24 protein-coding genes and 1 riboswitch are annotated in these 26,586 nt (G+C 71.4%); of the genes, 10 read left to right on the top strand and 14 right to left on the bottom strand.

What is annotated here, in order from left to right; all coding sequences use genetic code 11:
- Positions 1 to 71: 71 nt before the first annotated feature.
- Both gabT and AC27L3_RS24645 read left to right on the top strand, forming a co-directional pair.
- A complete protein-coding gene (gene gabT / locus AC27L3_RS24640) occupies positions 72 to 1,424 on the top strand; it encodes a 4-aminobutyrate--2-oxoglutarate transaminase (protein ID WP_487236239.1) in 1,353 nt (450 codons plus the stop codon).
- 312 nt (positions 1,425 to 1,736) lie between these two features.
- Positions 1,737 to 2,282 carry a phosphatase PAP2 family protein gene (locus AC27L3_RS24645; RefSeq protein WP_487236240.1) on the top strand — a complete coding sequence of 182 codons (546 nt, stop codon included), beginning with the start codon at positions 1,737 to 1,739 and terminating at the stop codon, positions 2,280 to 2,282.
- Here AC27L3_RS24645 and AC27L3_RS24650 read toward each other — a convergent pair.
- From AC27L3_RS24650 to AC27L3_RS24670, 5 genes are all read right to left on the bottom strand, one after another.
- Entirely contained in the window at positions 2,279 to 3,688 is a 1,410-nt protein-coding gene (locus AC27L3_RS24650; protein WP_487236241.1) for an NAD(P)/FAD-dependent oxidoreductase, read from the bottom strand. The two genes, AC27L3_RS24645 and AC27L3_RS24650, sit on opposite strands and share 4 nt — an antisense overlap.
- A 5-nt stretch (positions 3,689 to 3,693) precedes the next feature.
- The gene (locus AC27L3_RS24655) at positions 3,694 to 4,479 is read right to left on the bottom strand and encodes an ABC transporter permease (protein WP_487236242.1); all 786 of its coding nucleotides are present in this window, start codon (positions 4,477 to 4,479) and stop codon (positions 3,694 to 3,696) included.
- Positions 4,479 to 5,357: an ABC transporter permease gene (locus tag AC27L3_RS24660; protein WP_487236288.1), complete on the bottom strand. Its 879-nt coding sequence runs from the start codon at positions 5,355 to 5,357 to the stop codon at positions 4,479 to 4,481. The genes AC27L3_RS24655 and AC27L3_RS24660 overlap by 1 nt, the downstream gene beginning before the upstream one ends.
- 152 nt (positions 5,358 to 5,509) lie before the next feature.
- Positions 5,510 to 6,673 carry an ABC transporter ATP-binding protein gene (locus AC27L3_RS24665; RefSeq protein ID WP_487236243.1) on the bottom strand — a complete coding sequence of 388 codons (1,164 nt, stop codon included), beginning with the start codon at positions 6,671 to 6,673 and terminating at the stop codon, positions 5,510 to 5,512.
- Positions 6,674 to 6,936: 263 nt separating this feature from the next.
- On the bottom strand, positions 6,937 to 7,386 hold the full coding sequence (locus AC27L3_RS24670; RefSeq protein ID WP_487236244.1) for a DUF4190 domain-containing protein: 450 nt from the start codon (positions 7,384 to 7,386) through the stop codon (positions 6,937 to 6,939).
- A gap of 103 nt (positions 7,387 to 7,489) precedes the next feature.
- On the opposite strand from AC27L3_RS24670, the gene ybiA reads away from it, so the two are divergent.
- Positions 7,490 to 8,125 carry a riboflavin biosynthesis intermediates N-glycosidase gene (gene ybiA / locus AC27L3_RS24675; RefSeq protein ID WP_487236245.1) on the top strand — a complete coding sequence of 212 codons (636 nt, stop codon included), beginning with the start codon at positions 7,490 to 7,492 and terminating at the stop codon, positions 8,123 to 8,125.
- Here ybiA and AC27L3_RS24680 read toward each other — a convergent pair.
- Complete coding sequence (locus AC27L3_RS24680; RefSeq protein ID WP_487236246.1) at positions 8,074 to 8,835, bottom strand: DUF4190 domain-containing protein; 762 nt, start codon at positions 8,833 to 8,835, stop codon at positions 8,074 to 8,076. The two genes, ybiA and AC27L3_RS24680, sit on opposite strands and share 52 nt — an antisense overlap.
- Positions 8,836 to 8,951: 116 nt before the next feature.
- Between AC27L3_RS24680 and AC27L3_RS24685 the strand changes: the two genes are divergently transcribed.
- Together AC27L3_RS24685 and AC27L3_RS24690 are read left to right on the top strand one after the other, a co-directional pair.
- Positions 8,952 to 9,974: an adenosine deaminase gene (locus tag AC27L3_RS24685; RefSeq protein WP_487236247.1), complete on the top strand. Its 1,023-nt coding sequence runs from the start codon at positions 8,952 to 8,954 to the stop codon at positions 9,972 to 9,974.
- 7 nt (positions 9,975 to 9,981) lie between these two features.
- Entirely contained in the window at positions 9,982 to 10,671 is a 690-nt protein-coding gene (locus AC27L3_RS24690) for a glycerophosphodiester phosphodiesterase (protein ID WP_487236248.1), read from the top strand.
- A gap of 10 nt (positions 10,672 to 10,681) precedes the next feature.
- Here the strand turns inward: AC27L3_RS24690 and AC27L3_RS24695 are convergent, their stop codons facing one another.
- Entirely contained in the window at positions 10,682 to 11,854 is a 1,173-nt protein-coding gene (locus AC27L3_RS24695; RefSeq protein ID WP_487236249.1) for a polyamine ABC transporter substrate-binding protein, read from the bottom strand.
- A gap of 88 nt (positions 11,855 to 11,942) precedes the next feature.
- A complete protein-coding gene (locus tag AC27L3_RS24700; RefSeq protein WP_487236250.1) occupies positions 11,943 to 13,394 on the bottom strand; it encodes a gamma-aminobutyraldehyde dehydrogenase in 1,452 nt (483 codons plus the stop codon).
- 171 nt (positions 13,395 to 13,565) lie between these two features.
- On the opposite strand from AC27L3_RS24700, the gene AC27L3_RS24705 reads away from it, so the two are divergent.
- From AC27L3_RS24705 to AC27L3_RS24725, 5 genes are all read left to right on the top strand, one after another.
- Positions 13,566 to 14,066 carry an Lrp/AsnC family transcriptional regulator gene (locus AC27L3_RS24705; RefSeq protein WP_487236251.1) on the top strand — a complete coding sequence of 167 codons (501 nt, stop codon included), beginning with the start codon at positions 13,566 to 13,568 and terminating at the stop codon, positions 14,064 to 14,066.
- Positions 14,051 to 15,448: an aspartate aminotransferase family protein gene (locus tag AC27L3_RS24710; RefSeq protein WP_487236252.1), complete on the top strand. Its 1,398-nt coding sequence runs from the start codon at positions 14,051 to 14,053 to the stop codon at positions 15,446 to 15,448. Before AC27L3_RS24705 ends, AC27L3_RS24710 begins: the two co-directional genes overlap by 16 nt.
- A 197-nt stretch (positions 15,449 to 15,645) precedes the next feature.
- Positions 15,646 to 16,380 carry an ABC transporter ATP-binding protein gene (locus tag AC27L3_RS24715; RefSeq protein WP_487236253.1) on the top strand — a complete coding sequence of 245 codons (735 nt, stop codon included), beginning with the start codon at positions 15,646 to 15,648 and terminating at the stop codon, positions 16,378 to 16,380.
- Positions 16,362 to 17,576 (top strand): hypothetical protein, encoded by a 1,215-nt coding sequence (locus tag AC27L3_RS24720; RefSeq protein ID WP_487236254.1) that lies wholly within the window; start codon positions 16,362 to 16,364, stop codon positions 17,574 to 17,576. The genes AC27L3_RS24715 and AC27L3_RS24720 overlap by 19 nt, the downstream gene beginning before the upstream one ends.
- Before the next feature lie 84 nt (positions 17,577 to 17,660).
- A complete protein-coding gene (locus tag AC27L3_RS24725) occupies positions 17,661 to 18,587 on the top strand; it encodes a hypothetical protein (RefSeq protein ID WP_487236255.1) in 927 nt (308 codons plus the stop codon).
- Positions 18,588 to 18,827: 240 nt separating this feature from the next.
- Here AC27L3_RS24725 and AC27L3_RS24730 read toward each other — a convergent pair whose 3' ends face one another.
- From AC27L3_RS24730 to AC27L3_RS24755, 6 genes are all read right to left on the bottom strand, one after another.
- Positions 18,828 to 19,877 (bottom strand): ABC transporter ATP-binding protein, encoded by a 1,050-nt coding sequence (locus tag AC27L3_RS24730; RefSeq protein WP_487236256.1) that lies wholly within the window; start codon positions 19,875 to 19,877, stop codon positions 18,828 to 18,830.
- Positions 19,878 to 21,596, bottom strand: a complete 1,719-nt coding sequence (locus tag AC27L3_RS24735; protein WP_487236257.1) for an ABC transporter permease — start codon at positions 21,594 to 21,596, stop codon at positions 19,878 to 19,880.
- Complete coding sequence (locus AC27L3_RS24740) at positions 21,572 to 22,675, bottom strand: thiamine ABC transporter substrate-binding protein (protein ID WP_487236258.1); 1,104 nt, start codon at positions 22,673 to 22,675, stop codon at positions 21,572 to 21,574. The genes AC27L3_RS24735 and AC27L3_RS24740 overlap by 25 nt, the downstream gene beginning before the upstream one ends.
- A riboswitch (TPP riboswitch) is annotated at positions 22,671 to 22,776 on the bottom strand. It overlaps the preceding gene by 5 nt.
- 74 nt (positions 22,777 to 22,850) lie before the next feature.
- Positions 22,851 to 23,957 carry a dual-specificity RNA methyltransferase RlmN gene (gene rlmN, locus AC27L3_RS24745; RefSeq protein WP_487236259.1) on the bottom strand — a complete coding sequence of 369 codons (1,107 nt, stop codon included), beginning with the start codon at positions 23,955 to 23,957 and terminating at the stop codon, positions 22,851 to 22,853.
- Between the two features lie 513 nt (positions 23,958 to 24,470).
- Positions 24,471 to 25,562: a DNA cytosine methyltransferase gene (locus tag AC27L3_RS24750; protein WP_487236260.1), complete on the bottom strand. Its 1,092-nt coding sequence runs from the start codon at positions 25,560 to 25,562 to the stop codon at positions 24,471 to 24,473.
- A 96-nt stretch (positions 25,563 to 25,658) separates the two neighbouring features.
- On the bottom strand, positions 25,659 to 26,417 hold the full coding sequence (locus tag AC27L3_RS24755) for an NgoMIV family type II restriction endonuclease (RefSeq protein ID WP_487236261.1): 759 nt from the start codon (positions 26,415 to 26,417) through the stop codon (positions 25,659 to 25,661).
- Positions 26,418 to 26,586 lie beyond the last annotated feature (169 nt).

The following is a 26,586-nucleotide window of genomic DNA, read 5'->3' on the forward strand; positions in this document are numbered from 1 at the left end:
GAACATGCCACGCCCCGGCCGCCGCCCCTAGCCTGCGACCAAAAGCCCGTACTTTCCCCTGGAGCTCTCCCATGACCGAACTGTCCGGAGGCGCCGCCCTCCCCCAGGAGCGCCGCGTCGTCACCGCGATCCCCGGCCCCAAGTCGCAGGAGCTCCAGGCTCGCCGTCTCGCCGCTGTCGCGGGCGGCGTGGGCTCCGTGCTGCCGGTGTTCACCGCGCGGGCCGGCGGCGGCGTCATCGAGGACGTGGACGGCAACCGTCTGATCGACTTCGGCTCCGGCATCGCCGTGACCTCGGTCGGCGCCAGCGCCGAGGCCGTCGTGCGCCGCGCCTCCGCGCAGCTGGCCGACTTCACCCACACCTGCTTCATGGTGACCCCCTACGAGGGTTACGTGGAGGTCTGCGAGCAGCTCGCCGAGCTGACCCCGGGCGACCACGCGAAGAAGTCGGCCCTGTTCAACTCGGGCGCCGAGGCCGTCGAGAACGCCGTCAAGATCGCCCGTGCGTACACCAAGCGCCAGGCCGTCGTCGTCTTCGACCACGGCTACCACGGCCGCACGAACCTGACGATGGCGCTCACCGCCAAGAACATGCCGTACAAGCACGGCTTCGGCCCGTTCGCGCCCGAGGTCTACCGCGTGCCGGTGGCGTACGGCTACCGCTGGCCCACCGGCCCGGAGAACTGCGGCCCGGAGGCCGCCGCCCAGGCCATCGACCAGATCACCAAGCAGGTCGGCGCGGAGAACGTCGCCGCCATCATCATCGAGCCGGTCCTGGGCGAGGGCGGCTTCATCGAGCCGGCCAAGGGCTTCCTGCCGGCGATCGTGAAGTTCGCCAACGACAACGGCATCGTCTTCGTCGCCGACGAGATCCAGTCCGGCTTCTGCCGCACCGGCCAGTGGTTCGCCTGTGAGGACGAGGGCATCGTCCCCGACCTGATCACCACTGCCAAGGGCATCGCCGGCGGTCTGCCGCTGGCCGCGGTCACCGGCCGCGCGGAGATCATGGATGCGGCCCACGCGGGCGGCCTCGGCGGCACCTACGGCGGCAACCCGGTGGCCTGCGCCGGTGCGCTCGGTGCCATCGAGACCATGCGCGAGCTGGACCTCAACGGCAAGGCCAAGCGCATCGAGGAGGTCATGAAGACCCGCCTCGCCGCGATGCAGGAGAAGTTCCCGGTCATCGGCGACATCCGCGGCCGCGGTGCCATGATCGCGATCGAGCTGGTCAAGGACCCGGCGACCAAGGAGCCCTACGCGGAGGCCGCCGGCGCGCTGGCCAAGGCGTGCCACGCGGAGGGCCTGCTGGTGCTGACCTGCGGCACGTACGGCAACGTGCTGCGCTTCCTGCCGCCGCTGGTCATCGGCGAGGACCTGCTCAACGAGGGCCTCGACATCATCGAGGGTGCGCTCGGCCGTCTGTGAGCCGCCTGTGCGCCGGCCGTGCGCCTGCTGTGAGCCGGTGAAGAACCTGTGCGGGGCGGGTGGCGGACGGGTGATCCGTCTATCGGATCGTCCGTAGCTGCCGTACGGTTTCTGCAGATGAATGAAACACCCCGTCCGCAGGGGACTGCGGGCGACGCCGTGCCGGTACCTCCCCAGTACGGGCGCGGCCGTGCCTTCGCGCACGCTTCTCACCGATCGGACGGCCGCCCGCCCCACACCCCCCGGGGCGCGCGGCGCACCGGCCGGTTCGGCGGCCTCGGAACCATCCCCCCGGTTCCGGGGCCGCCGCTCGTGTTCCTCGTCCCGCTCGTCGCCCTCGCCGTCACCACCTGGCAGGTCGTCGCGCACGGGCCGCTGCGGGCGCTCGACGAGCGGCTGGGACGGGCGGCGTACGCACCGTCCGGCGCGGCCCGGTTCCTCGCCGACCTCGGCAATGCGTCGGTGGCCGTGCCGGTGCTGGCCGTGGCCCTGGCCTTCGCTCTGTGGCGGCGGCAGTGGCGTACGGCGGCCGCCGGCGCACTGGCCATGGCCGCCGTACCGGCCCTCGTCGTACCGTTCAAGGCCCTCGTGGCGCGGGTGGGGCCGCCGGCCATGGCCGGTGCGCCGCACGAGTTCTTCCCCTCGGGGCACGCGGCCACGGCGGCCGTGGCGTACGGGGTCGCGGCGCTGCTCCTGTGCCGCCGGCGGGTGTGGCTTTGGGCTGTCGGCCTGCTCAACGTTGCCGTTGGGGTGGGGCTCGTAGTGTGCGGGTATCACTGGCCACTGGACGTGGTCGGGGCGTGGGCGCTGGCCGGTACGTTGCTGATGTGCATTGCCCGTGTGCGGGCCGGGCCCTAGCTGTCGAAGCCCAGCCCTAAGCGGTCCATCGTGCGCAGCCAGAGGTTTCTTCGGCCGTTCTCGTCCGCCCGGGTCATCGCCCACTGCGTGATGCCGATGCCCATCGAGCGGACCGGTTCCGGCGGGAAGGGCAGGGGCCTGCTGCGGACCATCTCCAGTTCCGTGCGCTCCGTGCGCCTGCCCGCCAGCAGGTCGAGCATGACGTCCGCGCCGAAGCGCGAGGCGCCGACGCCGAGGCCGGTGAAGCCGAGCGCGTAGGCGACGCGCCCGCGGTGGGCGGTGCCGAAGAAGGCGGAGAAGCGGGAGCAGGTGTCGATGGCCCCGCCCCAGGTGTGGGTGAAGCGCACGCCCTCCAGCTGCGGGAAGCAGCGGAAGAAGTGCTCCGCCAGGCGCTGGTAGGTGGGCGGGTGGTGGTCGTACTCGGCGCGGACGCCGCCGCCGTAGCGGTAGACGATGTCGTAGCCGCCCCACAGGATGCGGTTGTCGGCGGTGAGCCGGAAGTAGTGGAAGTGGTTGGCGCTGTCGCTCAGGCCCTGGCGGCGCCGCCAGCCGATGTCCGCGAGCTGTCCGTCGGTCAGCGGCTCGGTCATCAGGGCGTAGTCGTAGACGGGGGCGATGTACGGGCGCAGGCGCTTGACCAGGGAGGGGAAGGCGTTGGTGGCGAGGGCGGCCTGGCGGGCGAAGACGCGGCCGTAGGGGGTGCGCACGGCGACGCCGGCGCGGCGTACGGACAGTTCGGTGCCGGGCGTGTGCTCGTAGAGGCGTACGCCCAGGCTGCGGCAGGCGCGCTTGAGGCCCCAGGCGAGCTTGGCGGGGTGGAGCATGGCGACGCCGGTGCGGTTCCACAGGCCGGCGAGGAAGGTCGGGGAGTCGACCTCGGCGCGGACGGCGTCGCGGTCGAGGAAGGTGAGGCCGGTGATGCCGAGCTGCGCGGCCTCGTCGGCGGCGAGGCGCAGTTCGTGGGCCTGGTGGGGGGCGGTGGCGACGTCGATCTCGCCGGTGCGTTCGAAGTCGCAGTCGATGCCGTGGCGGGCGAGGGCGGCCTCGATGCCGTCGAGGTTGCGGCGGCCGAGGTCTTCGAGGGTGCTCAGTTCGGCGGGCCAGCGGGCGTGTCCGTTGGCCCAGCCGTGGGTGAGGGAGGCGGCGCAGAAGCCGCCGTTGCGGCCGGAGGCGGCCCAGCCGGCCTCCTGGCCCTCGATGAGGACGACGTCCCGGCCGGGGTCGCGTTCCTTGGCATTGAGGGCGGTCCACAGTCCGCTGTAGCCGCCGCCGACGACGAGCAGGTCGCAGTGCTCGTCGCCGACGAGGGCCGGCAGGGGGTCCGGCCGGGAGGGGTCGTCGAGCCAGTAGGGGCGGGGGGTGGCGTCGGAGAGTGCTTTCACATGGGTCATGGCGCCGGTGGCCATGGTTCTCAGCTCCTTTGTCGGCGTCTCCCGACCAGTTGTCCGGCGAGGACGCACAGCACGGCGACGGCGAACATCGCCGTCCCGATGACATTGATCTGAACGGGCGTGCCCCTTTGGGCGGATCCCCAGACGTACATGGGGAAGGTCACGGTCGATCCGGCGTTGAAGTTGGTGATGATGAAGTCGTCGAAGGACAGCGCGAAGGACAGCAGCGCGCCGGCGACGATGCCGGGGGCGGCGATCGGCAGGGTGACGCGCAGGAACGTCTGCAGCGGGGTGGCGTACAGGTCCTGGGCGGCCTGTTCCAGGCGGGGGTCCATGCTCATCACGCGGGCCTTGACGGCGGTCACCACGAAGCTGAGGCAGAAGGTGATGTGGGCGATGAGGATGGTCCAGAAGCCGAAGCTGACGCCCATGTTGAGGAAGAGGGTGGCCAGCGAGGCGGCCATGACGACCTCGGGCATGGCCATGGGCAGGAAGATCAGCGTGCCGACGGTGCCGCGGGCGCGGAAGCGGTAGCGGGCGACGGCGAAGGCGATCAGGGTGCCGAGGACGGTGGCGCCCAGGGTGGCCCACAGGGCGATCTGCAGGCTCAGTGAGAGGGAGCCGCACAGGTCGGCGACGCCGCAGGGGTGGCTCCAGGCGTCGGTGGAGAAGTGCTGCCACTCGTAGTTGAAGCGGCCGTTGGGCTTGTTGAAGGAGAACACCGTCACGACGGCGTTGGGCAGGATCAGGAACGCGAGGGTGAGCAGGCCCGCGATGACGACCAGGTTGCGGCGCAGCCAGCGCATCAGACGACCTCCTCCGTGCCGGACTTGCGGATGTAGAGCGTGACCATGGCGAGGATGGACGCCATGAGGATGAAGGAGAGGGCGGCCGCGGTCGGGTAGTCGAGCACGCGCAGGAACTGGGACTGGATGACGTTGCCGATCATCTTCTGGTCGGCGGAGCCGAGCAGTTCCGCGTTGATGTAGTCGCCGGCGGCGGGGATGAAGGTGAGCAGGGTGCCGGCGACGACGCCCGGCATGGACAGCGGCAGGGTGACCTTGCGGAAGGTGGTCAGGGGCCGGGCGTACAGGTCGCCGGCGGCCTCCAGCAGGCGGCTGTCGATGCGTTCGAGCGAGGTGTAGAGCGGCAGGATCATGAACGGCAGGAAGTTGTAGGTCAGTCCGCACACGACGGCCAGCGGCGTGGCGAGCACGCGGTGGCCCTCGGTGACGCCGAGCGCGTTGGTGACGGTCAGCACGTGCAGCGAGTCCAGGGCGCGCACGACGGGGCCGCTGTCGGCGAGGATCGTCTTCCAGGCGAGGGTGCGGATCAGGAAGCTGGTGAAGAAGGGTGCAATGACGAGCACCATCAGCAGGTTGCGCCAGCGGCCGGCGCGGAAGGCGATCAGGTACGCCAGGGGGTAGCCCAGCAGCAGGCACAGCGCGGTGGCGGTGGCGGCGTAGGCGACGGAGCGCAGGAACTGCGGGTAGTACTCGGCGAGGGCGTCGGAGTAGGTGGCGAAGTGCCAGGTGACGCGGAAGCCTTCTTCGAGGGAGCCGGTCTGCAGGGAGGTGGATGCCTGGTAGACGAGGGGGGCGGCGAAGAAGACGAGAAGCCAGGCGATGCCCGGCAGGAGCAGCCAGAAGGGGACGCGCTTCCTGCGGCGGACGGCCTTGTGCAGGGCGCTGTCGGCGGCGGGGGCGGCGGGTGGTGCGGGAGGGTGGTCGGTGGCGGTCGCCCCCTCTTCTCGGTTCGCTTCTCCGCCCGCGCGGCGAAGCAGTGCGGCTTTCGCGGTCTGGTGCGGCCCGGCGGCCGCGCGTGCGTCGCTCACAGTCACGTACCTGCCTCTCGCGCGTCGGTGCCCGCCTCGATGCTCTGGGACGCGTCCAGGCCGAAGCTGTGCGCGGGGTTCCAGTGCAGGACGACCTCGGCGCCGGGGACGAGGCGGGCGTCGCGCTCGACGTTCTGCTCGTAGACGGACAGACCGGTGCCCACGGGGCTGTCGACGAGGTACTGGGTGGAGACACCGGTGAAGCTCGCCTGGGCGATGCGGCCGGGCACGACGTTGCGGCCGGCGGGGACGCCGGCGGCGTCGTCGGCGTGGGTGAGGCCGATCTTCTCCGGCCTTATGCCGAGCAGGAGCTTCTCGCCCGGCCGGGCGCCGGCTGTACATCGTGCCCGGGGCAGGCCGAGTTTGGTATCACCGGCGCGCAGGACGATGTCGTCGCCGGAGGCGTCGAGGACGTCGGTGGTGATGAGGTTGGAAGTGCCGAGGAAGTTGGCGACGAAGGTGGTGCGCGGGGTCTCGTAGAGCTCGGCGGGGCTGCCGAGCTGCTCGACCCGGCCGGCGTTCATCACCGCGACCGTGTCGGCCATGGTCATGGCCTCCTCCTGGTCGTGGGTGACGTGGATGAAGGTGATGCCGACCTCGGTCTGGATGCGCTTGAGCTCCAGCTGCATCTGACGGCGCAGCTTGAGGTCGAGGGCGCCCAGGGGCTCGTCGAGGAGCAGGACGTCGGGGTGGTTGATCAGGGCGCGGGCGACGGCGACGCGCTGCTGCTGGCCGCCGGAGAGCTGGTGCGGGCGGCGGCGGGCCTGGTCGCCGAGCTGGACGAGGTCGAGCATCTCCGCGACCTGCTTCTTGACGGACTTCACGCCGCGGCGGCGCAGGCCGAAGGCGACGTTCTCGTGGATGTCCAGGTGCGGGAAGAGCGCGTAGTTCTGGAAGACCGTGTTGACGGGCCGCTTGTAGGCGGGCAGGGCGGTCACGTCGCGTCCCCCGAGGGCGACGGTGCCGGTGGTGGGCTCGTCCAGGCCGGCGATCATGCGCAGCGTGGTGGTCTTGCCGCAGCCGGAGGCGCCCAGCAGGGCGAAGAAGGAGCCCGCGGGGACGGCGAGGTCGAGCGGGTGCACGGCGGTGAAGTCGCCGTAGGTCTTGCTGATGCCGGCGAGGCGCACATCGGTGCCGCTGGTGCCGGTGGTGGCGGTTGCCGTCATGGTCTGGTCCAGGGGTTCGGGGAACGCAAACAGGAAAGGGTGACACACGGTGCGGCCTGGTTACGAAACGGGCCGTGTCGCATGCCTACTCCTCCGCCGTTCACGCACCTGTGCCCACAGGCCGCTCCACCGGATCGGTTTGCCGATCCTGGCAGAGACCTCCGCTCCCAACAAGGGATTCCGTCGGCAGTTTTCGGTCGTGCAACGGATTCGGTGACGGGGGCGGCCCGGGTCGGCTGCCGTCCCCCGTCACCGGCGGGCCGTCAGCTCAGGCCGAACAGGCTGGCCGCGAAGAGCATGCCGAGCAGCGGCAGCAGGACCGTGGCGACGATGCCGCACACCAGTCCGGCCGTGGCCGCGCCCTTGTTGGTGGCCTCCCCCTTGGTGGCCTTGTGACGGCCGATGGCACCGAAGATGATCGCGAGGATGCCGAGGATGACGCCCAGGACCCAGAAGATGAAGGTCAGGCTGAAGACGACGCCGATGATGCCCAGCACCAGGCCGGCGGTGCCCATGCCGTTGCTGGGCTGCGGCGGCATGCCGCCGCCGTAGCCGGGCATCGGGTAGGGCTGCACGGGCGGGGCCGCGGGGTAGGCGGGCGGGGTGCCCGGCCCGGCCGGCCCGGGGTAGCCGTAACCGGCCGGGGGCTGCTGCGGCTGCTGCGGCGGGTAGGGCGGCTGACCGGCGTACGGATTGTTCTGGTAGTTCGACATTGCGAAAAGTCCCCTCCTGTCAAGGTGCCGGGCAAGCGTAGGGGGAGATCACCCGCCGGGGCAGCCCGATTCGGCTGTCGGTCCGGCATGCCACACTTCGTGCATGTCGAAGATCGAAGCGAGCGCGGGGGCGGCGCGGGCCGGTGACGGGGCGGACGGCCCGCGGTCGGTGGCGGAGCTCGTGGGGGCCGTTGCGGGCGGGGAGCGCGTGAAGTACGTGTTCTTCTGGGGGCACCGACCGCCGCGCGGCGGTGGCGTGGGGGCCGGCTGCTTCAGCCAGTGGTGGCCCTCCCCCTTCACCGTCGACGGCGTGCAGTACGCGACGGCCGAGCACTGGATGATGGCCGGCAAGGCGCGGCTGTTCGGCGACGCGGAGGCGCTGGCACGGGTGCTGGCGGCGGGTCATCCCAAGGCGGCCAAGGACGCCGGGCGTGCGGTGCGCGGCTTCGACGAGCAGGAGTGGACACGCCACCGCTACGGGCTCGTGGTCGAAGGCAGCGTGCACAAGTTCGCGCAGCATCCCGAGCTGGGGGCGTATCTGCTGGGCACCGGGAGCCGGGTGCTCGTCGAGGCCAGTCCCCTGGACCGGATCTGGGGGATCGGGCTGGCCGCCGACGACGAGCGGGCGCAGGACCCGGCCCGCTGGTGCGGGCAGAACCTGCTGGGCTTCGCTCTGATGGAGGCGCGTCAGCGCCTGGCGGCCACCAGCGGTGCGGGGCCGGGCGGGGCCGGCATGTAGGCGCCGTAGGTGGCGTCGTCCGGGTCCTCGTTGTCGTTGTAGTCGTTGCTGGTGGCGTTGGAGTAGATGTACAGCAGGAGCATCAGCACCGAGGCGACGATGGCGATGGGGCCCAGGATGAGCCCGGTCAGCGCCTGACCGCCGTTGGTCGCCTCGCCGGTGCGGGCCTTGCCCCGGCCTATCGCCCCGAAGACGACCGCGAGGACGCCGAGGATGACGCTGAAGACGACGCTGGGCGCCAGGATCGTGCCGACGATGCCGAGCACCATGCCGGCCGTGCCGAGCCCGTTGTTGGGCACCGGGGGCGGCGCGGGCCAGCCCTGCGGGTAGCCGGGCGCGGGGTAGGCGTAGGCGCCGGTGCCGTAGGCGCCGGTGCCGTAGGCGGTCTGCCCGTACGGCGCGCCCTGGGGGCCGGCGCCGGGCGCGAAGGCGTAGGGGCCGCCCGGGTACGCGCTGGGGGTGCCCGGCCCGGTCGGGGCGGGCGGCACCGGGGGCACCGCGCCGCCGGGCGCGGCCTGCTGCGGCGGCACGACGGGGGGTACGGGGGGCGCCGCGGGCGCGGGAGCCGCTACGGCGGGGCCGGGCGCGGGCTCGACCACGGTGGGCGTCGGCCGGGCGGCCGGCTTCTCCAGCGGCACCCGACCGGACTCCGGCGGGGCCCAGGGGTTCCCGCCCGGCTGGTCGTGCTGCGCGTCGTCCTTGTCGGACATGGTCCTCCCCAGTCGCTACCCCGTCATGCTAAGCCCTGGGCGATGCCCCGGCGGCCATCGCGCATACGATGATCGGCACGCCGTCGCCCCGAAGCCCAGCAGCCATGGAGGCCCGCATGTCAGGACTCGACTCGTTCATCGCAGGGCTGCCGAAGGCCGAACTGCACGTGCACCACGTGGGGTCGGCCTCCCCCCGCATCGTCGCCGAGCTGGCCGCCCGGCACCCCGACTCCCCCGTGCCCACCGACCCCGAGGCGCTCGCGGACTTCTTCACCTTCCGCGACTTCGCGCACTTCATCGAGGTCTACCTCTCGGTGGTCGACCTCATCCGCGACGCCGAGGACGTGCGGCTGCTGACCTACGAGGTCGCCCGCGACATGGCCCGGCAGAACATCCGCTACGCCGAGCTGACGGTGACGCCCTACAGCTCCACCAGGCGCGGCATCCCGGACGTGGCGTTCGTCGAGGCCATCGAGGACGCGCGCAAGGCCGCCGAGTCGGAGCTGGGCGTCGTGCTGCGCTGGTGCTTCGACATCCCCGGCGAGGCCGGCCTGCAGTCCGCGGAGGAGACCGCGCGCATCGCCTGCGACCTGCGCCCCGACGGCCTGGTCTCCTTCGGCCTGGGCGGCCCCGAGATCGGTGTGCCGCGGCCGCAGTTCAAGCCGTACTTCGACCGGGCGATCGCCGCGGGCCTGCACAGCGTGCCGCACGCCGGCGAGACGACCGGGCCGCAGACGATCTGGGACGCCCTGACGGAGCTGCGGGCCGAGCGCATCGGGCACGGCACCAGCGCCACCCAGGACCCGCGGCTGCTGGCGCACCTGGCCGAGCACCGCATTCCGCTGGAGGTCTGCCCCACCTCCAACCTGGCCACGCGGGCGGTGACCGACATCGAGCGGCACCCGGTCAAGGAGATGGTCGCGGCCGGGGTGCTGGTGACGATCAACAGCGACGACCCGCCGATGTTCGGCACCGACCTCAACACCGAGTACGCGGTGGCCGCGCGGCTGCTGGACCTCGACGCCCGGGGCGTCGCCGCGCTGGCGAAGAACGCGGTGGAGGCGTCGTTCATGGACGCGGCGGGCAAGGCCGCGCTGAACGCCGAGATCGACGCGTACACCGCCGCGTGGCGGGGCTGAGCGCGCCATGACCCTGCCGCCGCCCGCCTGCGTCGCCGTCGCCCACCGCGGGGACCCCTACGTCCACCGCGAGAACACCCTGCCCTCGATCCGGTCGGCGCTGCGGGCGGGGGCCGGGGCGGTGGAGATCGACGTGCGGCTGACCCGGGAAGGCGTGCCCGTCCTGCTGCACGACGCGACGCTGAAGCGGCTGTGGGGCCTGGACCGGCCCCTGGCCGCGCTGACGGCCGCCGAGGTGCGCGAGGCCACCGCGGGCGGCGTGCCGACACTGCACGAGGCGCTGGCGGAGATCGGCGGGGGCGTGCGGCTGTTCGTGGACCTGCCCGACGCGGCGGCGGCCCCGGCAGCCGTCGCCGCGGTGCGCGAGAGCGCGGCGGCGGCGCACGTGTACTACTGCGGCGGGCCGGCCTCGATGCTCGCGGTGCGCCGGGCGGACGCGGACGCGGAGATCGCGCTGACGTGGACGACGCTGGCGCCGCCGCGGGCGGCGCTGCTGGCCGCGGTGCGGCCGCACTGGCTGAACTACTGCTTCGGGCTGGTCACGCCCGAGCTCGTCGCCCGCAACCACGCCGACGGCCTGCTGGTCTCCGCGTGGACCGCCGACACCCGGCGCACGATGCGCCGGCTGCTGCGGGCCGGCGTCGACTCGATCACCACCAACCGCATCGGCGCGCTGCGCTCGCTGCTGGCGGCGTGAGCGCCGGCCGTCACAGGCCGACGATCTCGTTCCACTCCTTGGCGAAGGCCGGCCGCTCCCGGGCGGTCATGTCGCGGGCGGTGGCGAGCCGCTTGCGCATGTCGTCGGTGGGGAAGATCAACGGGTTCTCCGCCAGTGCGGCGGTCTCCTTCTCGCCGGAGGAGGCCAGGACGTCGCGGGCGGCCGGCACCGGGCAGACGTAGTTGACGGAGGCGGCGAGCTCGGCGGCGACCTCGGGCCGGTAGTAGTGGTCGATCAGCGCCTCGGCGTTGCGCTTGTGCCGGGCGAGGTCGGGGATCATCAGGCTCTCCGCCCACAGCTCGGCGCCCTCCTCGGGGACGACGAACTCGATGTCGGGGTTGTCGGCCTGGAGCTGGATGATGTCGCCGGAGTAGGCCTGGCAGGCCAGGACGTCTCCGGAGGAGAGGTCCTTGATGTAGTCGTTGCCGGTGAAGCGGCGGATGTGGCGGCTGCGGACCAGGCGGCGCAGCTGGTCGGTCATGGTGTGGAAGTCGTCGGCCGTCCAGCGGGTGACGTCCGCGCCGTTGCCCATCATCAGCAGGGCGAACGCCTCGTCCATGCCGGAGAGCAGGGTGACGCGGCCGCGCAGGTCGTCGCGCCACAGGTCGGAGGTGTGGCGTATCTCGCGGCCGAGCTTCCTGCGGTTGTAGGCGATGCCGGTGATGCCGGACTGCCAGGGCACGGTGTGCAGCCGGCCCGGGTCGAAGGAGGGCTTGCGCAGCAGCGGGTCGAGGTGGCGGTCGACGTGGGGCTGGGCGGCGCGGTCCATCTTCTGGACCCAGCCGAGCCGGACGTAGCGGGAGGCCATCCAGTCGCTGACGACGATGATGTCCCGGCCGGTGTCCTGATGGTTCATCAGGGCGGGGCTGATCTTGCCGAAGAACTCGTCGTTGTCGTTGATCTCCTCGGTGTACTTCACCGAGATGCCGGTGCGCTGCTCGAACTCCTGCAGGGTGGGCCGCCTCTGCGGGTCCTTCTCGTCCACGTCGATGTACAGCGGCCAGTTGGCGAAGACGAGCTTCTTCTCGGCGCCCGAGCGGTCGGCGGCGGCCCGCTCGCCCGGGGCGACGTACGCCGCGGGCACCCCGCAGCCGGCGAGGGCCGCGGCCCCGGCACCGGCGCCCAGCGCGCGCAGCAGGGTACGGCGGGAAAGGGGCTTCACGGGCGTCTCGCAATCGGACCGGCGGGGCGGGGCGGCGGTCGATGATACCGGGGGCGGGAAGGTGCCGCCCGCCCCCGGGAGCCGCAGGTCAGCCCAGCGAGGTCATGACGTGCTTGACGCGCGTGTAGTCCTCGAAGCCGTAGGCGGAGAGGTCCTTGCCGTAGCCGGACTTCTTGAAGCCGCCGTGCGGCATCTCGGCGACCAGCGGGATGTGGGTGTTGATCCACACGCAGCCGAAGTCGAGCGCCTTCGACATGCGCATCGCGCGGGCGTGGTCCTTGGTCCACACCGAGGAGGCCAGGGCGAACTCGACGCCGTTGGCGAACTCGACGGCCTGCGCCTCGTCGGCGAAGGACTGGACGGTGATGACCGGGCCGAAGACCTCGTTCTGGATGATCTCGTCGTCCTGCTGGAGGCCGGAGACGACGGTGGGGGCGAAGAAGAAGCCCTTCTCCCCGACGCGGTGGCCGCCCGTGTGGACCTTGGCGTGGCCGGGCAGGCGCTCGATGAAGCCGGCGACCTGCTTGAGCTGGTTCGCGTTGTTCAGCGGGCCGTAGAGCACGTCCTCGTCGTCCGGCTGCCCCGTCCTGGTGCCGGCGGCGGCCTGGGCGAGGGCGGTGACGAAGTCGTCGTGGATCGACTCGTGGACCAGGACGCGGGTGGCGGCCGTGCAGTCCTGGCCGGCGTTGAAGAAGCCGGCGACGGCGATGTCCTCGACGGCCTTGGCGATGTCGGCGTCCTCGAAGACGACGACCGGGGCCTTGCCGCCGAGCTCCAGGTGGACGCGCTTGAGGTCGCGGGAGGCGGACTCGGCGACCTGCATGCCGGCGCGCACGGAGCCGGTGATGGAGGCCATGGCGGGCACCTTGTGCTCGACCATGAGGCGGCCGGTCTCGCGGTCGCCGCAGATGACGTTGAAGACGCCCTTGGGGTGGCCCAGCTCCTCCAGCACCCCGCCGATGATCTCGGCGATGAGCACGGTGGAGGCGGGGGTGGTGTCCGAGGGCTTGAGGACGACGGTGTTGCCCGCGGCGAGCGCCGGGGCGAACTTCCACACCGCCATCATCATCGGGTAGTTCCACGGCGCGACCTGGGCGCAGACGCCGACCGGCTCGCGGCGGATGATGGAGGTCATCCCCGCCATGTACTCGCCGGCCGAGCGGCCCTCCAGCATGCGCGCGGCACCGGCGAAGAAGCGGATCTGGTCCACCATCGGCGGGACCTCTTCGCTGGCCGTCAGCGCCACCGGCTTGCCGGTGTTCTCGACCTCTGCGGCGACGAGCTCGTCGGCGCGGGCCTCGAAGGCGTCGGCGATCTTCAGGAGCACCTTCTGGCGCTCGGCGGGAACCAGGTCGCGCCAGGCGGGGAAGGCGGCCTCGGCGGCGGCCATGGCGGCGTCCACGTCGGCGGCACCGGAGAGCGGGGCGGTCGCGTACGCCTCGCCCGTGACGGGATTGACCACCTCGGTGGTCCGCCCGTCGGCGGCGTCCCGGAACTCCCCGTCGATGTAATTGCGCAGGCGGCGCAGCTCGGTGGTCACGTCGTGCCACCCCTTCGTGTCGGACGTCCAATGGCTGAGACGCACAGCCTAGTCAGGGGGGCCGCGCTTTCGACATACCCGCAGAGCAAGAACAACGGAATCAGTGCTTCCCGTGCCTCTGGACGACGAATTTCATCGTCAAGGGCTTGCCGCACCGCCGAGTCCTGTTGCATGGTGGAACGCGTGGCCACTCGTAGCGCAGACCCCAAGAGCACGACCGGCGCCCAGCCGATCGACGCCGTCTCCCTGGCGATCATCGAGCAGCTCCAGGAGGACGGCCGCCGCCCCTATGCGGCGATCGGCAAGGCCGTCGGCCTCTCCGAGGCCGCCGTCCGGCAACGGGTGCAGAAGCTGCTCGACCAGGGCGTGATGCAGATCGTCGCCGTCACCGACCCCCTCACCGTGGGATTCCGGCGGCAGGCGATGGTCGGCATCAACGTCGAGGGCGACCTCGACCCGGTCGCGGACGCCCTGACCGCAATGGACGAGGTGGAGTACGTGGTGGTGACCGCGGGCTCGTTCGACCTGCTGATCGAGATCGTCTGCGAGGACGACGACCATCTCCTCGACACGATCAACAAGCGGATCCGGACCCTGCCCGGCGTGCGCTCCACGGAGAGCTTCGTCTACCTCAAGCTCCGCAAGCAGACCTATACATGGGGAACTCGATAGCCGTGAGCAGCAAGGACCTCAGCAGGACGGCGTACGACCATCTGTGGATGCACTTCACCCGGATGTCGTCGTACGAGAAGGCCCCCGTGCCCGTCATCGTGCGCGGCGAGGGCACCTACATCTACGACGACCGGGGCCGGCGCTACCTCGACGGCCTGGCCGGGCTGTTCGTGGTCCAGGCCGGCCACGGCCGCGCCGAGCTGGCCGAGGCGGCCGCCAAGCAGGCCCAGGAGCTCGCCTTCTTCCCGGTGTGGAGCTACGCCCACCCCAAGGCGATCGAGCTGGCCGAGCGCCTGGCGCACCACGCGCCCGGCGACCTGAACAAGGTCTTCTTCACCACCGGCGGCGGCGAGGCCGTCGAGACGGCGTGGAAGCTGGCCAAGCAGTACCACAAGCTGACCGGCAACCCCACCAAGTACAAGGTGATATCGCGGGCCGTGGCCTACCACGGCACCCCGCAGGGCGCGCTGTCCATCACCGGACTGCCCGCGCTGAAGGCCCCCTTCGAGCCGCTGGTGCCCGGCGCGCACAAGGTGCCCAACACCAACATCTACCGCGCCCCCTCCTTCCTCGACGAGGGATCCGGCGTCTCCCCCGAGGCGTTCGGCCGGTGGGCCGCCGACCAGATCGAGCAGCAGATCCTCTTCGAGGGCGCCGACACCGTCGCGGCCGTCTTCCTGGAGCCGGTGCAGAACGCCGGCGGCTGCTTCCCGCCGCCGCCCGGCTACTTCCGGCGGGTGCGCGAGATCTGCGACCGGTACGACGTGCTGCTGGTCTCCGACGAGGTCATCTGCGCCTTCGGTCGCCTGGGCACGATGTTCGCCTGCGACAAGTTCGGCTACGTGCCCGACATCATCACCTGCGCCAAGGGCATGACCTCCGGCTACTCCCCCATCGGCGCCGCGATCGTCTCCGACCGGATCGCCGAGCCGTTCTTCCGGGGCGAGAACACCTTCCTGCACGGCTACACCTTCGGCGGCCACCCGGTCTCCGCGGCCGTGGCGCTCGCCAACCTCGACATCTTCGAACGCGAGGGCCTCAACCGGCACGTGCTCGACAACGAGGGTGCCTTCCACGCCACGCTCGCGAAGCTGCACGACCTGCCGATCGTCGGTGACGTGCGCGGCAACGGCTTCTTCTACGGCATCGAGCTGGTGAAGGACAAGGCGACCAAGGAGTCGTTCACGCCGCAGGAGTGCGAGCGGCTGCTGTACGGCTTCGTGTCGAAGAAGCTCTTCGAATCCGGCCTGTACTGCCGCGCCGACGACCGTGGCGACCCGGTCATCCAGCTGGCGCCGCCGCTGATCGCCGACCAGGGCACGTTCGACGAGATCGAGCAGATCATCCGCGGTGTCCTGACGGAGGCATGGGCGAAGATCTGACGAAGATCCGACGTCGTCGAGGTCGCCGGGGTGCCGTGCGGGCCGATGAGCCCGATGGGAGGAAATGAGGCACCCCAGCGCCGAGCCTGGGCGGAGGCTAGGATCCCGGTTCCGTACGGTGCCAGTGACCCAATGGCCTCCGGTTCGTTCACCCGGTCGGGGGAACGAACCCTCTCAAGCGACCCGAGGTGCTCGATATGGTGGCCCCGCCGGACAACGACGTGCTCTGGGCACGCGGACTCCACTACTCCTACAACGGCTCCCCCGCCCTGACCGGGGTGTCCATCGGCGTCCGCGAGGGCGAGATCCTCGCCGTCACCGGACCGCGCGGCTCCGGCAAGACCACGCTCCTGAAATGCCTGTCCGGACAGCTGCTGGCCGACCCGGGCGAGGTGTGGTTCAACAGCGGCCCCGTGCACACCCTCTCGCGCGCCGCGCGGGAGCGGCTGCGCCGCGACCGGTTCGGCTGGATCGACAGCCGGCCGCACCTCGTGCCCGAGCTGACCGGCTGGGAGAACGCCGCACTGCCGCTGCTCGTGCGCGGCACCGGCCACCGCGCCGCCAAGCAGACCGCCACCGAGTGGCTCGAACGCCTCGACGTCGGCGACTGCGCCCGCAAGCGGCCCGGGGCGCTCACCCAGGCCCAGCGCCAGCGCATCGCCATCGCCCGGGCCCTGGCCGCCGACCCGACGGTGGTCTTCGCCGACGAGCCGACCGCGCCCCTGCACGCCACCGACCGCGCGCAGGTGCTGCGCACCCTGACCACCGCGGCCCGCTCGCACCACATCACCGTCGTGCTCGCCACCCTGGACGAGGAGAGCGCCTCGCTCGCCGACCGCACCGTCGGCCTCGTCGACGGCCGCCGCGGCTCGATCCCCTCGCCCGAGGCGTCCGAAGGGGAGGGCAGGGCCGCGTGCTCAGTCTCCGCCTAGCGCGCGGCGCCCACCCGCTCGTCCTGCTGCGCCGGCTGCTGGTGGTCCTCGCCGCCGCCGGGGCCGGTTTCCTGCTGCTGTGCGCACTCGGGTACGCCGCGGCCCACCCGGACACCCCGCAGGAGTCGCTCGTGCGGCTGCTGTGGTGCCTGGCACCGCTGGCCGCCGTCGTGCAGTTCGCCGTCGCCGTGGCCCGCAACGACCCCGCGACGCGGCCGCGGGACGGCATGGACGCCATCGGCTTCGGCCCCGTACGGCTGTCGGTGCTCGCCGCCACCTCCACCGCCCTGTCCTGCGGCACCGGCAGCGTCCTGGCCCTGCTGGCCTACCTGGAGCTGCGCGGCGACCTGGGCGGCACCCCGCTCAGCGGCGCGGCCGCCCACGCCCTCGACGGGCAGGCCGGCCTGCCCTGGGCGGCCGCCGTGACCCTGCTCGGCCTGCTGCCGGCGCTCGGTGCCGGCGCCTGCGCCCTCTTCCTGCGCCCGGGCCGCGAGCGCAGGGCACGCGGCGCCCACGCCGCACCCACCGGTGACCCCGCGCCCTCCACCCCCCGCGAGGACCGCCCCGCCCACATCGGGCTCCCCTGGGGCATCGCCGTCATCGCCTGTGGCCTGGCCCTGGAGGCGTACGTCGGACATGCCCCGGCGCCCGCCCCCGAGACCCTGCTGGCCCTGCCCGGCCAGGGCGGCGGCTCCTCCCCCGCCCTGCTCGGCGGCTGGCTGCTCACCTTCGTCGGCCTGGTGCTGGCCGGCCCCGGGCTCACCCACTGGTGCGGCGCCCTGCTGTCGTCCGGCCGGCCCGGGCCCGTACGGCTGCTGGCCGGCCGGATACTGCAGGACGCGGCGACGCGGGTCGGACGCCCGCTCGGCGTGCTGTGCGCCGTCGCCGCCGGGGCCGTGGCGGCCGTCGAACTGTACGGCGCGGTGTGGCGGCCCACCGGGCCCGGCCCGTTCGGGCCGTTGACCTGGCTCGGCGTGGGCGTCGTGATCGCCTGCGTGAGCGCCACCGCGGTCACGGCCGCGGCCGACACCCGCACCTCCCGCGCGGAGACCTCGGCCGCGCTGGCCCGGCTCGGCATCCCGGCGTCCCTGCTGCGCGGCGCCGCCGCCGTGCGCACGGGCGTCCTGGTCGGCGTCCTGGCACCGCTCACCTGGGTGATCGCCGAGCTGACCGCCCTGCCCCTGACCCGTTCTTGACCACTTCTTGACCCAAGGCAACTCCGCGGCCCGAAACCACGTCTGCTTCAAGAGCGACTGGAATTCAGGCGAACGGAGCTCTTGGTGATCATCGGCCTTGTCACGGCTGTCGCGGCCTCGGTGTGTTACGGCACAGGATCGGTCCTGCAAGCCGTGGGGTCGCGCAAGTCGGCCCGCAGGGAGGCCGCCAAGGCCTCCACCACGGGCACCACCCAGCACGGCGGCCCCAGCCTCTCCTCCACCGCCAAGGCCGCCGTGACCTGGGAGTTCATGGTCGGCACGGTCCTGGACTTCCTCGGCTTCGGCCTCGGCGCGCTCGCCGCCCGCATGCTGCCGCTGTTCCTCTCCCAGACCGTCATCAGCGCCAACCTCATCGTCACCGCGCTGCTGAGCATCAAGCTCCTCGGCATACGACTCAACGGCCGGGAATGGATCTCCATCGGCGTCGTCTGCTCGGCCCTGGTGCTCCTGGCGACCGCCGCCGGACACGAGGGCAGCGGCGCCACCGCCATGTCCACCCACTGGTGGCTCCTCGCCATCTCCGTCGTCCTCATGGGCGGCGGCACCGTGGCCGTACGCCTGCTGGGCGGCCGGGCGGCCATCCTGGCCGGTCTGCTCTCCGGCCTCGGCTTCGGCGCCATCGGCGTCGGCGTACGCATCCTCGACGGCATCGACCCCTTCGACCTGCCGACCATGCTCGCCGACCCCGCGCTCTACGCCATCCTCATCTCCGGCTCCGTCGGCATGTACCTGCACACGGTGGCCCTGCAGATCGGCTCCGTGAACGGCGCGACGGCGGCACTGGTCGTCGGCGAGACGGTGCTGCCGGGCATCATCGGCGTGATGTGGCTCGGCGACGCCTCCCGCGAGGGCTTCGCGTGGGTCGCCGTCCTCGGCTTCCTCCTGGCGGTGGCGGGCGCGGTGGCAGTGGCCTGGTTCGGCGAACCGGACGCGCACGCGGCCACGCCGCAGGAGGAACCGGAGAACACGGTGCCGACGCCCGTGGCGTGAGCCCGGCCCCGGGGGCCCGGGGCTCAGCCCCGCCAGGGCCCGCGCCCGCCCCGCGTGGGTGCGGCAAGCCCGGCCTCGGGGTGGCGCGTCGATTGGGGGCCGTCGGCGGCCGATCGCGCAGTTCCCCGCGCCCCTGACGGGGCACTGCGCCAGCCACGGCGCCCCGTAGGGGCGCGGGGAACTGCGCGACAAGCCACGACGCACCCGCAGACGGGGGCCGCATGAGCCGCCGGACAGGCTCTAGGAGACGGGGAGAGGGCGGGGTGGGGGAAGAACGACCACCTCGTCCGCCGCGAACGTGACGCCCACCCGGTCACCCACCTCCGGCGCGGCCGCCGGCGGCACCGCCGCCTCCAGCTCCGGCCCGTCCTCCGGCCGGAGCTGGACCACCACGTGGTCCCCGCGGAACGTCCGCGCCCCCACCACGCACCGCAACCCCGCCCCCGCGGCAGCGATCCGTACGCCCGCCGGCCGCACCAGCACCCGCCGTTCCCCCGCCGCCGTGCCTTCCGGCACCGGCAGCTCGCCCCACGGCGTTCGTGCCGTGCGGCCGTTCACCGTCGCCGGTACGACGTTCCGGAATCCCAGGAAGCGCGCCACGAATTCCGACGCCGGCCGCTGCCACACCTCCAGCGGCGTGCCGATCTGTGCGACCCGTCCGCCTTCCTGCATGACCACGACCCGGTCCGCGAGGGCGAAGGCCTCTCCCTGGTCGTGCGTGACGGCCAGCACCGTCGTGCCCAGGCGCCGGAAGAGTTCGCGGAGTTCGACGACGAGCCGTTCGCGCAGGCCGCGGTCGAGCTGGCCCAGGGGTTCGTCGAGCATGAGCAGCCGCGGCCGGGGGGCCAGGGCCCGGGCGAGGGCGACGCGCTGTTGTTCGCCGCCGGACAGTGCGCCGACCGGCCGGCGCTGTGCGCCGGGCAGGCCGACGAGTTCGAGGAGTTCGGCGACGCGCCGCTCGGTCTCGGCGCGGCCCGTGCCGCGCATGCGCAGTCCGAAGGCGACGTTGCCGGCGACGTCGCGCTGGGGGAAGAGCTGGTGGTCCTGGAACATCAGGCCCACGCCGCGCCGGTGCACCGGTACGCCGCTCTGGTCGCGGCCGTCGAGGTGCACGCGGCCCTCGTCGGCGGGCTGCAGGCCGGCCACCACGCGCAGCAGGGTGGACTTGCCGCTGCCGCTGGGGCCGAGCACGCAGACGGTCTCGTGTTCGGCGACGGTGAGGCCGACGGCGTCGAGTGCCGTGCGGGTGCCGAAGCGGACGGTGACGTCCTCCAGCCGGAGCATGGACATCTAGAACTCTCCCGTACGGTCGGTGCGCACGCGCTCCAGGACCAGCAGCGCGGCCGCGCAGACCAGCATCAGGATCGTGCTCAGGGCCATGGCCTGCCCGTAGTTCAGTGCGCCGGGCCGGCCGAGCAGCCGGGCGACGGCCACGGGCAGGGTGGGGCTGTCGGGGCGGGCGATGAAGACGGTGGCGCCGAACTCGCCGAGGGAGACGGCGAAGGCGAAGCCGGCGGCGACGGCCAGGGCCCGGCCGACCATGGGCAGGTCCACTTCGCGCCAGGCCCGCAGCGGGGAGGCGCCGAGCACGGCGGCGGCCTCCCGCAGGCGCGTGTCGACGGCGCGCAGCACGGGCAGCACGGTGCGTACGACGAAGGGCACGCCGACCAGGGCCTGGGCGAGCGGGACGAGGATCCAGGAGGTGCGCAGGTCCAGCGGGGGCTCGTCGAGGGCGATCAGGAAGCCGAAGCCGACGGTGACGGCCGAGGTGCCGAGGGGGAGCATCAGCAGCGCGTCGAAGCCGCGGACGAGCCTGCCCTCGCGGCGGGTGAGCGCGGCCGCGGCGAGGGAGCCGATGACGACGGCGAAGGCCGTGGCGGCTGCGGCGTAGGCGAGGGAGTTGCCGATGGCTTCGAGGGGGGCGACGACGAAGGTGCCGGCGGTGCCGCCCGCGGAGGCGAGGGCGCGGTAGTAGGCCAGGCCGTATCCGTCGGGGCCGTCGAGCGAGCGTTCGACGAGGACGACGAGCGGCAGGATCAGCAGCAGGGCGACGACGGCCAGGACGGAGGCGAGCAGGGTCCACTGGGCGGCGCCGCGGGGGCGGCGGGCGGTACGGGCGGCGTCCACGAGCCGCAGGGTGGCCTCGCGCCGCCGTACGGTGCGGGCGTGCACGAGGAGCAGGACGGCGACGGCCAGGAACTGCAGCAGCGTGAGCACGGCGGCGGTGGGCAGGTCGAGCAGCTGTGCCGTCTGCTGGTAGATCTCCACTTCCAGCGTGGCGTAGCGCGGTCCGCCGAGGATCTGCACGACGCCGAAGGAGGTGAAGGTGAAGAGGAAGACCATGAGGGCCGCGGCGGCCACGGCCGGGGCGAGGGCGGGCAGGGTGATCCGTCGCCAGGCGGTGAAGCGGCCGGCGCCCAGGACGCGGGCGGCCTCCTCCTGGCGCGGGTCGAGCTGGGCCCACAGTCCGCCGACGGTGCGGACGACGACGGCGTAGTTGAAGAAGACGTGGGCGAGCAGGATCGCCCAGACGGTGGTGTCCAGGCGGACGCCCCACAGCTCGTCCAGCAGTCCGCCGCGGCCGAGCAGGGCGAGGAAGGCGGAGCCGGCGACGACGGTCGGCAGGACGAAGGGGATGGTGACCACGGCGCGCAGCAGCCGTTTGCCGGGGAAGTCGAAGCGTGCGAAGACGTACGCGCCGGGGAGCGCGAGCAGCAGCGTGAGCGCCGTGGAGGCGGCGGCCTGCCAGGTGGTGAACCACAGGACGTGGCCGGTGGCGGGGTCGCCGAGCACCTCGCCGATGCGGGCGAGCTGCCACCGGTCGCCGTCCTTCAGGCCGCGGGCGACGATGGCGGCGACGGGGTAGGCGAAGAAGATCCCGAAGAAGGCGAGCGGCCCGGCCATCAGGGCCAGGCGCGTCGCCGTACGCCGGGTGCCGCCGCGCGGGGCGGCACCCGGGGGTGCATCGGTCCCTTCGGGACGGGTCACTTCAGGACGAGCGAGGACCACGTCTTGATCCACTGGTCACGGTGCTGCGCGATGCGCTGGGGGTCGAGCGTCGCCGACTGCGTGATCTTCGCGCCGTACTTGGTGAACAGCTCGGGGACGCGCGCGTCCCGGTTGGCGGGGTTGACGAACATCTGCAGCGGCATGTCCTCCTGGAAGGTCCTGCCCACCAGGAAGTCGATCAGGGCCTTGCCGCCCTCGGTGTTCTTCGCCCCGCTCAGCAGGCCGGCGTACTCGACCTGCCGGAAGCAGGTGCCGGTCGCCACGCCCGTGGGCGCCTCGGCCGGCTCGGGCGTGACGCCCATCACCTCGGCGGGCGGGCTGGAGGCGTAGGAGACGACGAGCGGCCGGTCGCCCTTGGCCTTCTTGCCGGCGGCGGAGCCGGAGAAGCGGGTGTTGTACGCCTGCTCCCAGCCGTCGACGACCTCGACGCCGTTGTCCTTGAGCTTCTTCCAGTAGTCCTGCCAGCCGTTCTCGCCGAAGGCGGCGACGGTGCCGAGCTGGAAGGCGAGGCCGGGCGAGGAGGTGGCGACGTTCTCGGTCACCAGCAGGTTCTTGTACTCCGGCTTGACCAGGTCGGCGAAGGTCTGCGGCGGCGCGAGCTTCTTGTCGGCGAAGTAGGCGCGGTCGTAGTTGACGCAGATGTCGCCGTAGTCGATCGGGGTGACGCGGTCCTTGGTGTCCCCGCGCAGCTCGGCGGGGACGCGGTCCGCGCCCTTGGCCCGGTAGGGGGTGAACAGGCCCTTGTCGAGTGCACGCGAGAGCAGGGTGTTGTCGACACCGAAGAAGACGTCGCCCTGGGGGTGGCTCTTGGAGAGGATCGCCTGGTTGACGGCCGCACCGGCGTCACCGCCCTTGATCACCTGCACCTTGTAGCCGGTCTGCGCGGTGAACTGCTTCAGGACCGCGTCGGAGGCCACGAACGAGTCGTGGGAGACCAGCCGCACGGTCTTGTCGCCGGAACCGCTGCCGCCGGAGCCCGAAGCGGAGCCGGAGTCGGAGCTGCCGCAGGCGGCGAGGACGGGCAGGCCGAGGGCCGCGGCGGCCGTCGCCACGACGGCACGCCGAAGGATGGTGTTCATGGTGGTGCTGACTCCCTACGCCGGTACTAACCGGATCAGGTCCGAGGGTCTGCGGGCCGTGCCGCACTCTCAGCGCTCGCTGCGCTCCCCTGTCGGAATGTTCATTTGTGCGAAGGAACCGTACCAGGACGGCCAGGGGCCCCTGCCGGGCCCGTGACCGCCCCGTGGCGGCCGCTCAGCGCTCGGCGGCGGCCAGCTGGCCGCAGGCTCCGTCGATCTCCTGGCCGCGGGTGTCGCGGATGGTGACGGGCACGCCATGGGCCGCGATCGCCTCGACGAAGGCCCGCTCGTCCTCCGGGCGGGAGGCCGTCCACTTCGAGCCCGGGGTGGGGTTGAGCGGGATGAGGTTGACGTGCACCCGCCTGCCCTTGAGCAGCCGGCCCAGCAGGTCACCGCGCCAGGCCTGGTCGTTGATGTCCCGGATGAGGGCGTACTCGATGGAGATCCGGCGCCCGGACTTCTCCGCGTACTCCCAGGCGGCGTCGAGGACCTCGCGGACCTTCCAGCGGGTGTTGACCGGCACCAGGGTGTCGCGCAGCTCGTCGTCGGGGGCGTGCAGCGAGACCGCGAGACGGCACTTGAAGCCCTCGTCCGCGAACCGCAGCATCGCCGGGACCAGGCCCACGGTGGAGACCGTGATGCCGCGCTGGGACAGGCCCAGGCCGTCCGGCTCGGGGTCGGTCAGCCGACGGATGGCGCCGACGACGCGCTTGTAGTTGGCCAGCGGCTCGCCCATGCCCATGAAGACGATGTTGGACAGCCGCGCGGGACCGCCCGGCACCTCGCCGTCGCGCAGCGCGCGCATGCCGTCGACGATCTGGTGCACGATCTCGGCCGTCGACAGGTTCCGGTCCAGGCCGGCCTGGCCGGTGGCGCAGAACGGGCAGTTCATGCCGCAGCCGGCCTGGGAGCTGATGCACATCGTCACCCGGTCCGGGTAGCGCATCAGCACCGACTCGACGAGCTTGCCGTCGTGCAGGCGCCACAGGGTCTTGCGGGTGGTGTCGTCGTCGCACGAGACGTGACGCACCACGCTCATCAGCTCCGGCAGCAGCTCCTCGGCCAGCTTGGCGCGGGCCGCGGCCGGGATGTCCGTCCACGCCTCGGGCTGGTGCGCGTACCGCGCGAAGTAGTGCTGGGACAGCTGCTTGGCGCGGAACGGCTTCTCGCCGATCGCGGCCACGGCCTCGCGGCGCTCGGCGGGCGAGAGGTCGGCGAGATGCCGCGGCGGCAGCTTGGCTCCGCGCGGGGCGACGAAAGTGAGTTCTCCGGGCTTAGGCATGGTCCTACCAGTGTCGCAGAAGCAGTGCGATAGCCGGCCCGTGGAGCGAACCTGTTGCGGTCCTCACCGGTGGTCGTGGACCGTTCCCGGCCGTGTCCGAGGGCCTACAGGCGATCCCAGGTGAGTCCGCTCACGTAAGCGCCGGAGGCTGATCACGGTCACGGAACCGTAGGCGAACGGCGCCCACTACGTGTAGGCGTGACCGCTGGTCTTCGGGCGTGGTGGCAACGGTGCCCGCGGCTGCTACTTGCCTCCGAATAGGAATCCCCGCTTCCGCATCTCCTCGGCGTTGGAGGCCGTCCATGCACCTTTGCAGATCAAGCACGTCAAGGGTCGTCCACCCGCCCTGCTTCGCCGCGCGCGATCACTCGGTGAGGTGACATTCTCGCAGGTCAGCAGACTTCACCGACCTCACCACACGGCGGCGGCCATCCACGGACCGGAGCCGCTTTGCGATCGCCCCGCCGGCGTCACTCGCGGCAGGCATCCCTCGCGAGCGTGACGACACCGGTGCTACACCGCTGCGGCCGAGACCTCAAGGGCGGTGTCGCACTCGGCTGCGGGCACCTCAGGCCGCCATCGATCCAGCTTCTGCAGGACGGCTTCGGTCGGTGGCGCCCAACCAAAGGCAGCGCTGAGAATGTGCATGGCAAGACGCGGCGGTACGGCGTTACCGATCTGCTGGCCGATGTCCTTGCCGGACCACGGATAGTCTTTCGGGAACGTCTGAAGGCATCCGGCCTCCGAGAACGTAAACCGCTCGAGCTCCCGCTCCTCCGGAGACACCACACGGTTTCGTGAAATCTTTCCGGTGACGGTTGCCGACGGCTCCCACGAGCCGCGCCGACCCCGCGCCTTGGGGTCCCCCCCCGTCCCGTAATTGGAGATCACAAGGAATCGATAGTCGCGATCAAGGACGTCGCCCATCGTCCTCCAAGGCGCCAATGACACGTCGCCGGCCTCGCGCGGAACGCCCTTCCTGTAAGTGCGGTGAGTCGGACGTGGCAGCTCGACGGATTCCACACCGAATCGGGCGATCAACACAGCCCTCTTTCGCGTCTGAGGGACCCCGTAGGCCTCCGTCTGCAAAATTCCGCAGTCAACCGAGTAGCCCTCGCTGTGGAGGGCCTTTGCATAGGCTTCCCACACGGGGAGCACCGCAGGCACCTGTTCCAGAACAATCGCCCTGTAAGGTTTGTCGCGTTTGTCGATCGCTTCAAGCGCCCAGCGGAGAGGCTCCAGCACCAGCCCGGTGCGTTCGTCTTCCATCTTGGCGAGATCCTTCACGATCTCTTCACGGTCCTCGCGGGCCACCATGCGATCCACGAACCGCAGGACGTCGTCCAGGGCGCGTCGTCCGGCCCCGCTGCCGGCGACAGTAAAGGTTTGACAGGGAGGTCCACCGGCCAGCACGTCGGCATCCGGGAAGCTCGAAGGCCCGTAGCGACGCACGTCGCCTTCAACCGTGCCGAGTCCGGCCGCACGACGAGTCATGCAGGCGGCGGAGTCCCACTCAACGCCCACCGTGGGAACACCGAGCTTCTCGGCTGCCACATCCAGCCCGCCCGGGCCGGCGAACAGGTCCACGATCTGGACGGGTTGCACGTGATCTCCATGGTGTCGAGTTGCGGATGTACGGCCCTGCAGCAACGCAAGAGCGTACCGCAGGGCACTGACAACGACCCAAACCCCGTCCGGGAGCTACCAGGAAGCTATGGAATCCGCAAGGGATGAATAGCTGAGGAGCCGTCCCTGCTGGACACACTCTTCCCAGGCTTCTTTCTGGGTCTTGTTTCCGTACTGCGCGACGGAATCGGCAAGAGCATCAAAGGCAATATGGTAAACAGCGTCGACTTCCCCGGTGCCTCGAGCAATGGAAGCCAAACGACTTGGGAGAGGTTCGGCCGTCACAGCCACCAGATGAGGGAGCCGCCCGCGGCGATGCTTGATCATCTGATTGAACTCGTGCCGCACATTCTGGACCCGATCGCTTCTGATCGTCCACTTGCAACTCACCGCCGCATGCAGAAACGGGACACCATGGACCGTAGGCGCCCCAAGGATCGCAACGGTGACATCGGGCTTGATGAGATAATCGGTTCCAATGGTGACCCGGAGCGCTGATTCCATTTTGAGAAGCTCGTCCACCTTGCGAAGGTGTCCATACTGAGAGAAATCAGAAATCACGCGCCCGCGCTGTACGTGCCACATTCGTTCCTCGGTCACTTCGAGAGAAGTGGCCAGGTGCTGTTGTACCGCGACCTCGAGCGGACCTCCGGGGTCGGCAGGGACCGCGGACGCGACGCCGGGGTCGACTCCCAAGGCATCGAGCATGCCGGCAGCCAGTTCCACAGAAGCAGCGCTGTCCGAATCGGCACAGTTCGGTACGAGACCAGCCGAGTTGGCGTTCTTCTTACCGGGCTTCCACCCAAGGAGTTGGGTGGCGAATGGCGCGTTCATGCGGAGATCGTACGCGGTACAAGCACCGAACTGGCGCACGTGGCAAGGTTCTTGTGCAATCTGTCGCAGGCCCGCACAGGATCCTCACCCATCGCCGAGGACCCGCAAGTGATCCGCGACGATCTCACACAGGCTTTCAGCCTGTCGCAAACAAGACTTCTTCTGGCCT

The organism is Streptomyces sp. PKA51, from assembly GCF_057552455.1.

Coding starts and splice junctions, on each gene's coding strand:
- rlmN (WP_487236259.1), bottom strand. CDS start 23,957: ATGCCTAAGCCCGGAGAACTCACTTTCGTCGCCCCGCGCGGAGCCAAG.
- AC27L3_RS24690 (WP_487236248.1), top strand. CDS start 9,982: ATGACCCTGCCGCCGCCCGCCTGCGTCGCCGTCGCCCACCGCGGGGAC.
- AC27L3_RS24685 (WP_487236247.1), top strand. CDS start 8,952: ATGTCAGGACTCGACTCGTTCATCGCAGGGCTGCCGAAGGCCGAACTG.
- ybiA (WP_487236245.1), top strand. CDS start 7,490: ATGTCGAAGATCGAAGCGAGCGCGGGGGCGGCGCGGGCCGGTGACGGG.
- AC27L3_RS24680 (WP_487236246.1), bottom strand. CDS start 8,835: ATGTCCGACAAGGACGACGCGCAGCACGACCAGCCGGGCGGGAACCCC.
- gabT (WP_487236239.1), top strand. CDS start 72: ATGACCGAACTGTCCGGAGGCGCCGCCCTCCCCCAGGAGCGCCGCGTC.
- AC27L3_RS24650 (WP_487236241.1), bottom strand. CDS start 3,688: ATGGCCACCGGCGCCATGACCCATGTGAAAGCACTCTCCGACGCCACC.
- AC27L3_RS24655 (WP_487236242.1), bottom strand. CDS start 4,479: ATGCGCTGGCTGCGCCGCAACCTGGTCGTCATCGCGGGCCTGCTCACC.
- AC27L3_RS24670 (WP_487236244.1), bottom strand. CDS start 7,386: ATGTCGAACTACCAGAACAATCCGTACGCCGGTCAGCCGCCCTACCCG.
- AC27L3_RS24730 (WP_487236256.1), bottom strand. CDS start 19,877: ATGTCCATGCTCCGGCTGGAGGACGTCACCGTCCGCTTCGGCACCCGC.
- AC27L3_RS24665 (WP_487236243.1), bottom strand. CDS start 6,673: ATGACGGCAACCGCCACCACCGGCACCAGCGGCACCGATGTGCGCCTC.
- AC27L3_RS24740 (WP_487236258.1), bottom strand. CDS start 22,675: ATGAACACCATCCTTCGGCGTGCCGTCGTGGCGACGGCCGCCGCGGCC.
- AC27L3_RS24715 (WP_487236253.1), top strand. CDS start 15,646: ATGGTGGCCCCGCCGGACAACGACGTGCTCTGGGCACGCGGACTCCAC.
- AC27L3_RS24755 (WP_487236261.1), bottom strand. CDS start 26,417: ATGAACGCGCCATTCGCCACCCAACTCCTTGGGTGGAAGCCCGGTAAG.
- AC27L3_RS24705 (WP_487236251.1), top strand. CDS start 13,566: ATGGTGGAACGCGTGGCCACTCGTAGCGCAGACCCCAAGAGCACGACC.
- AC27L3_RS24710 (WP_487236252.1), top strand. CDS start 14,051: ATGGGGAACTCGATAGCCGTGAGCAGCAAGGACCTCAGCAGGACGGCG.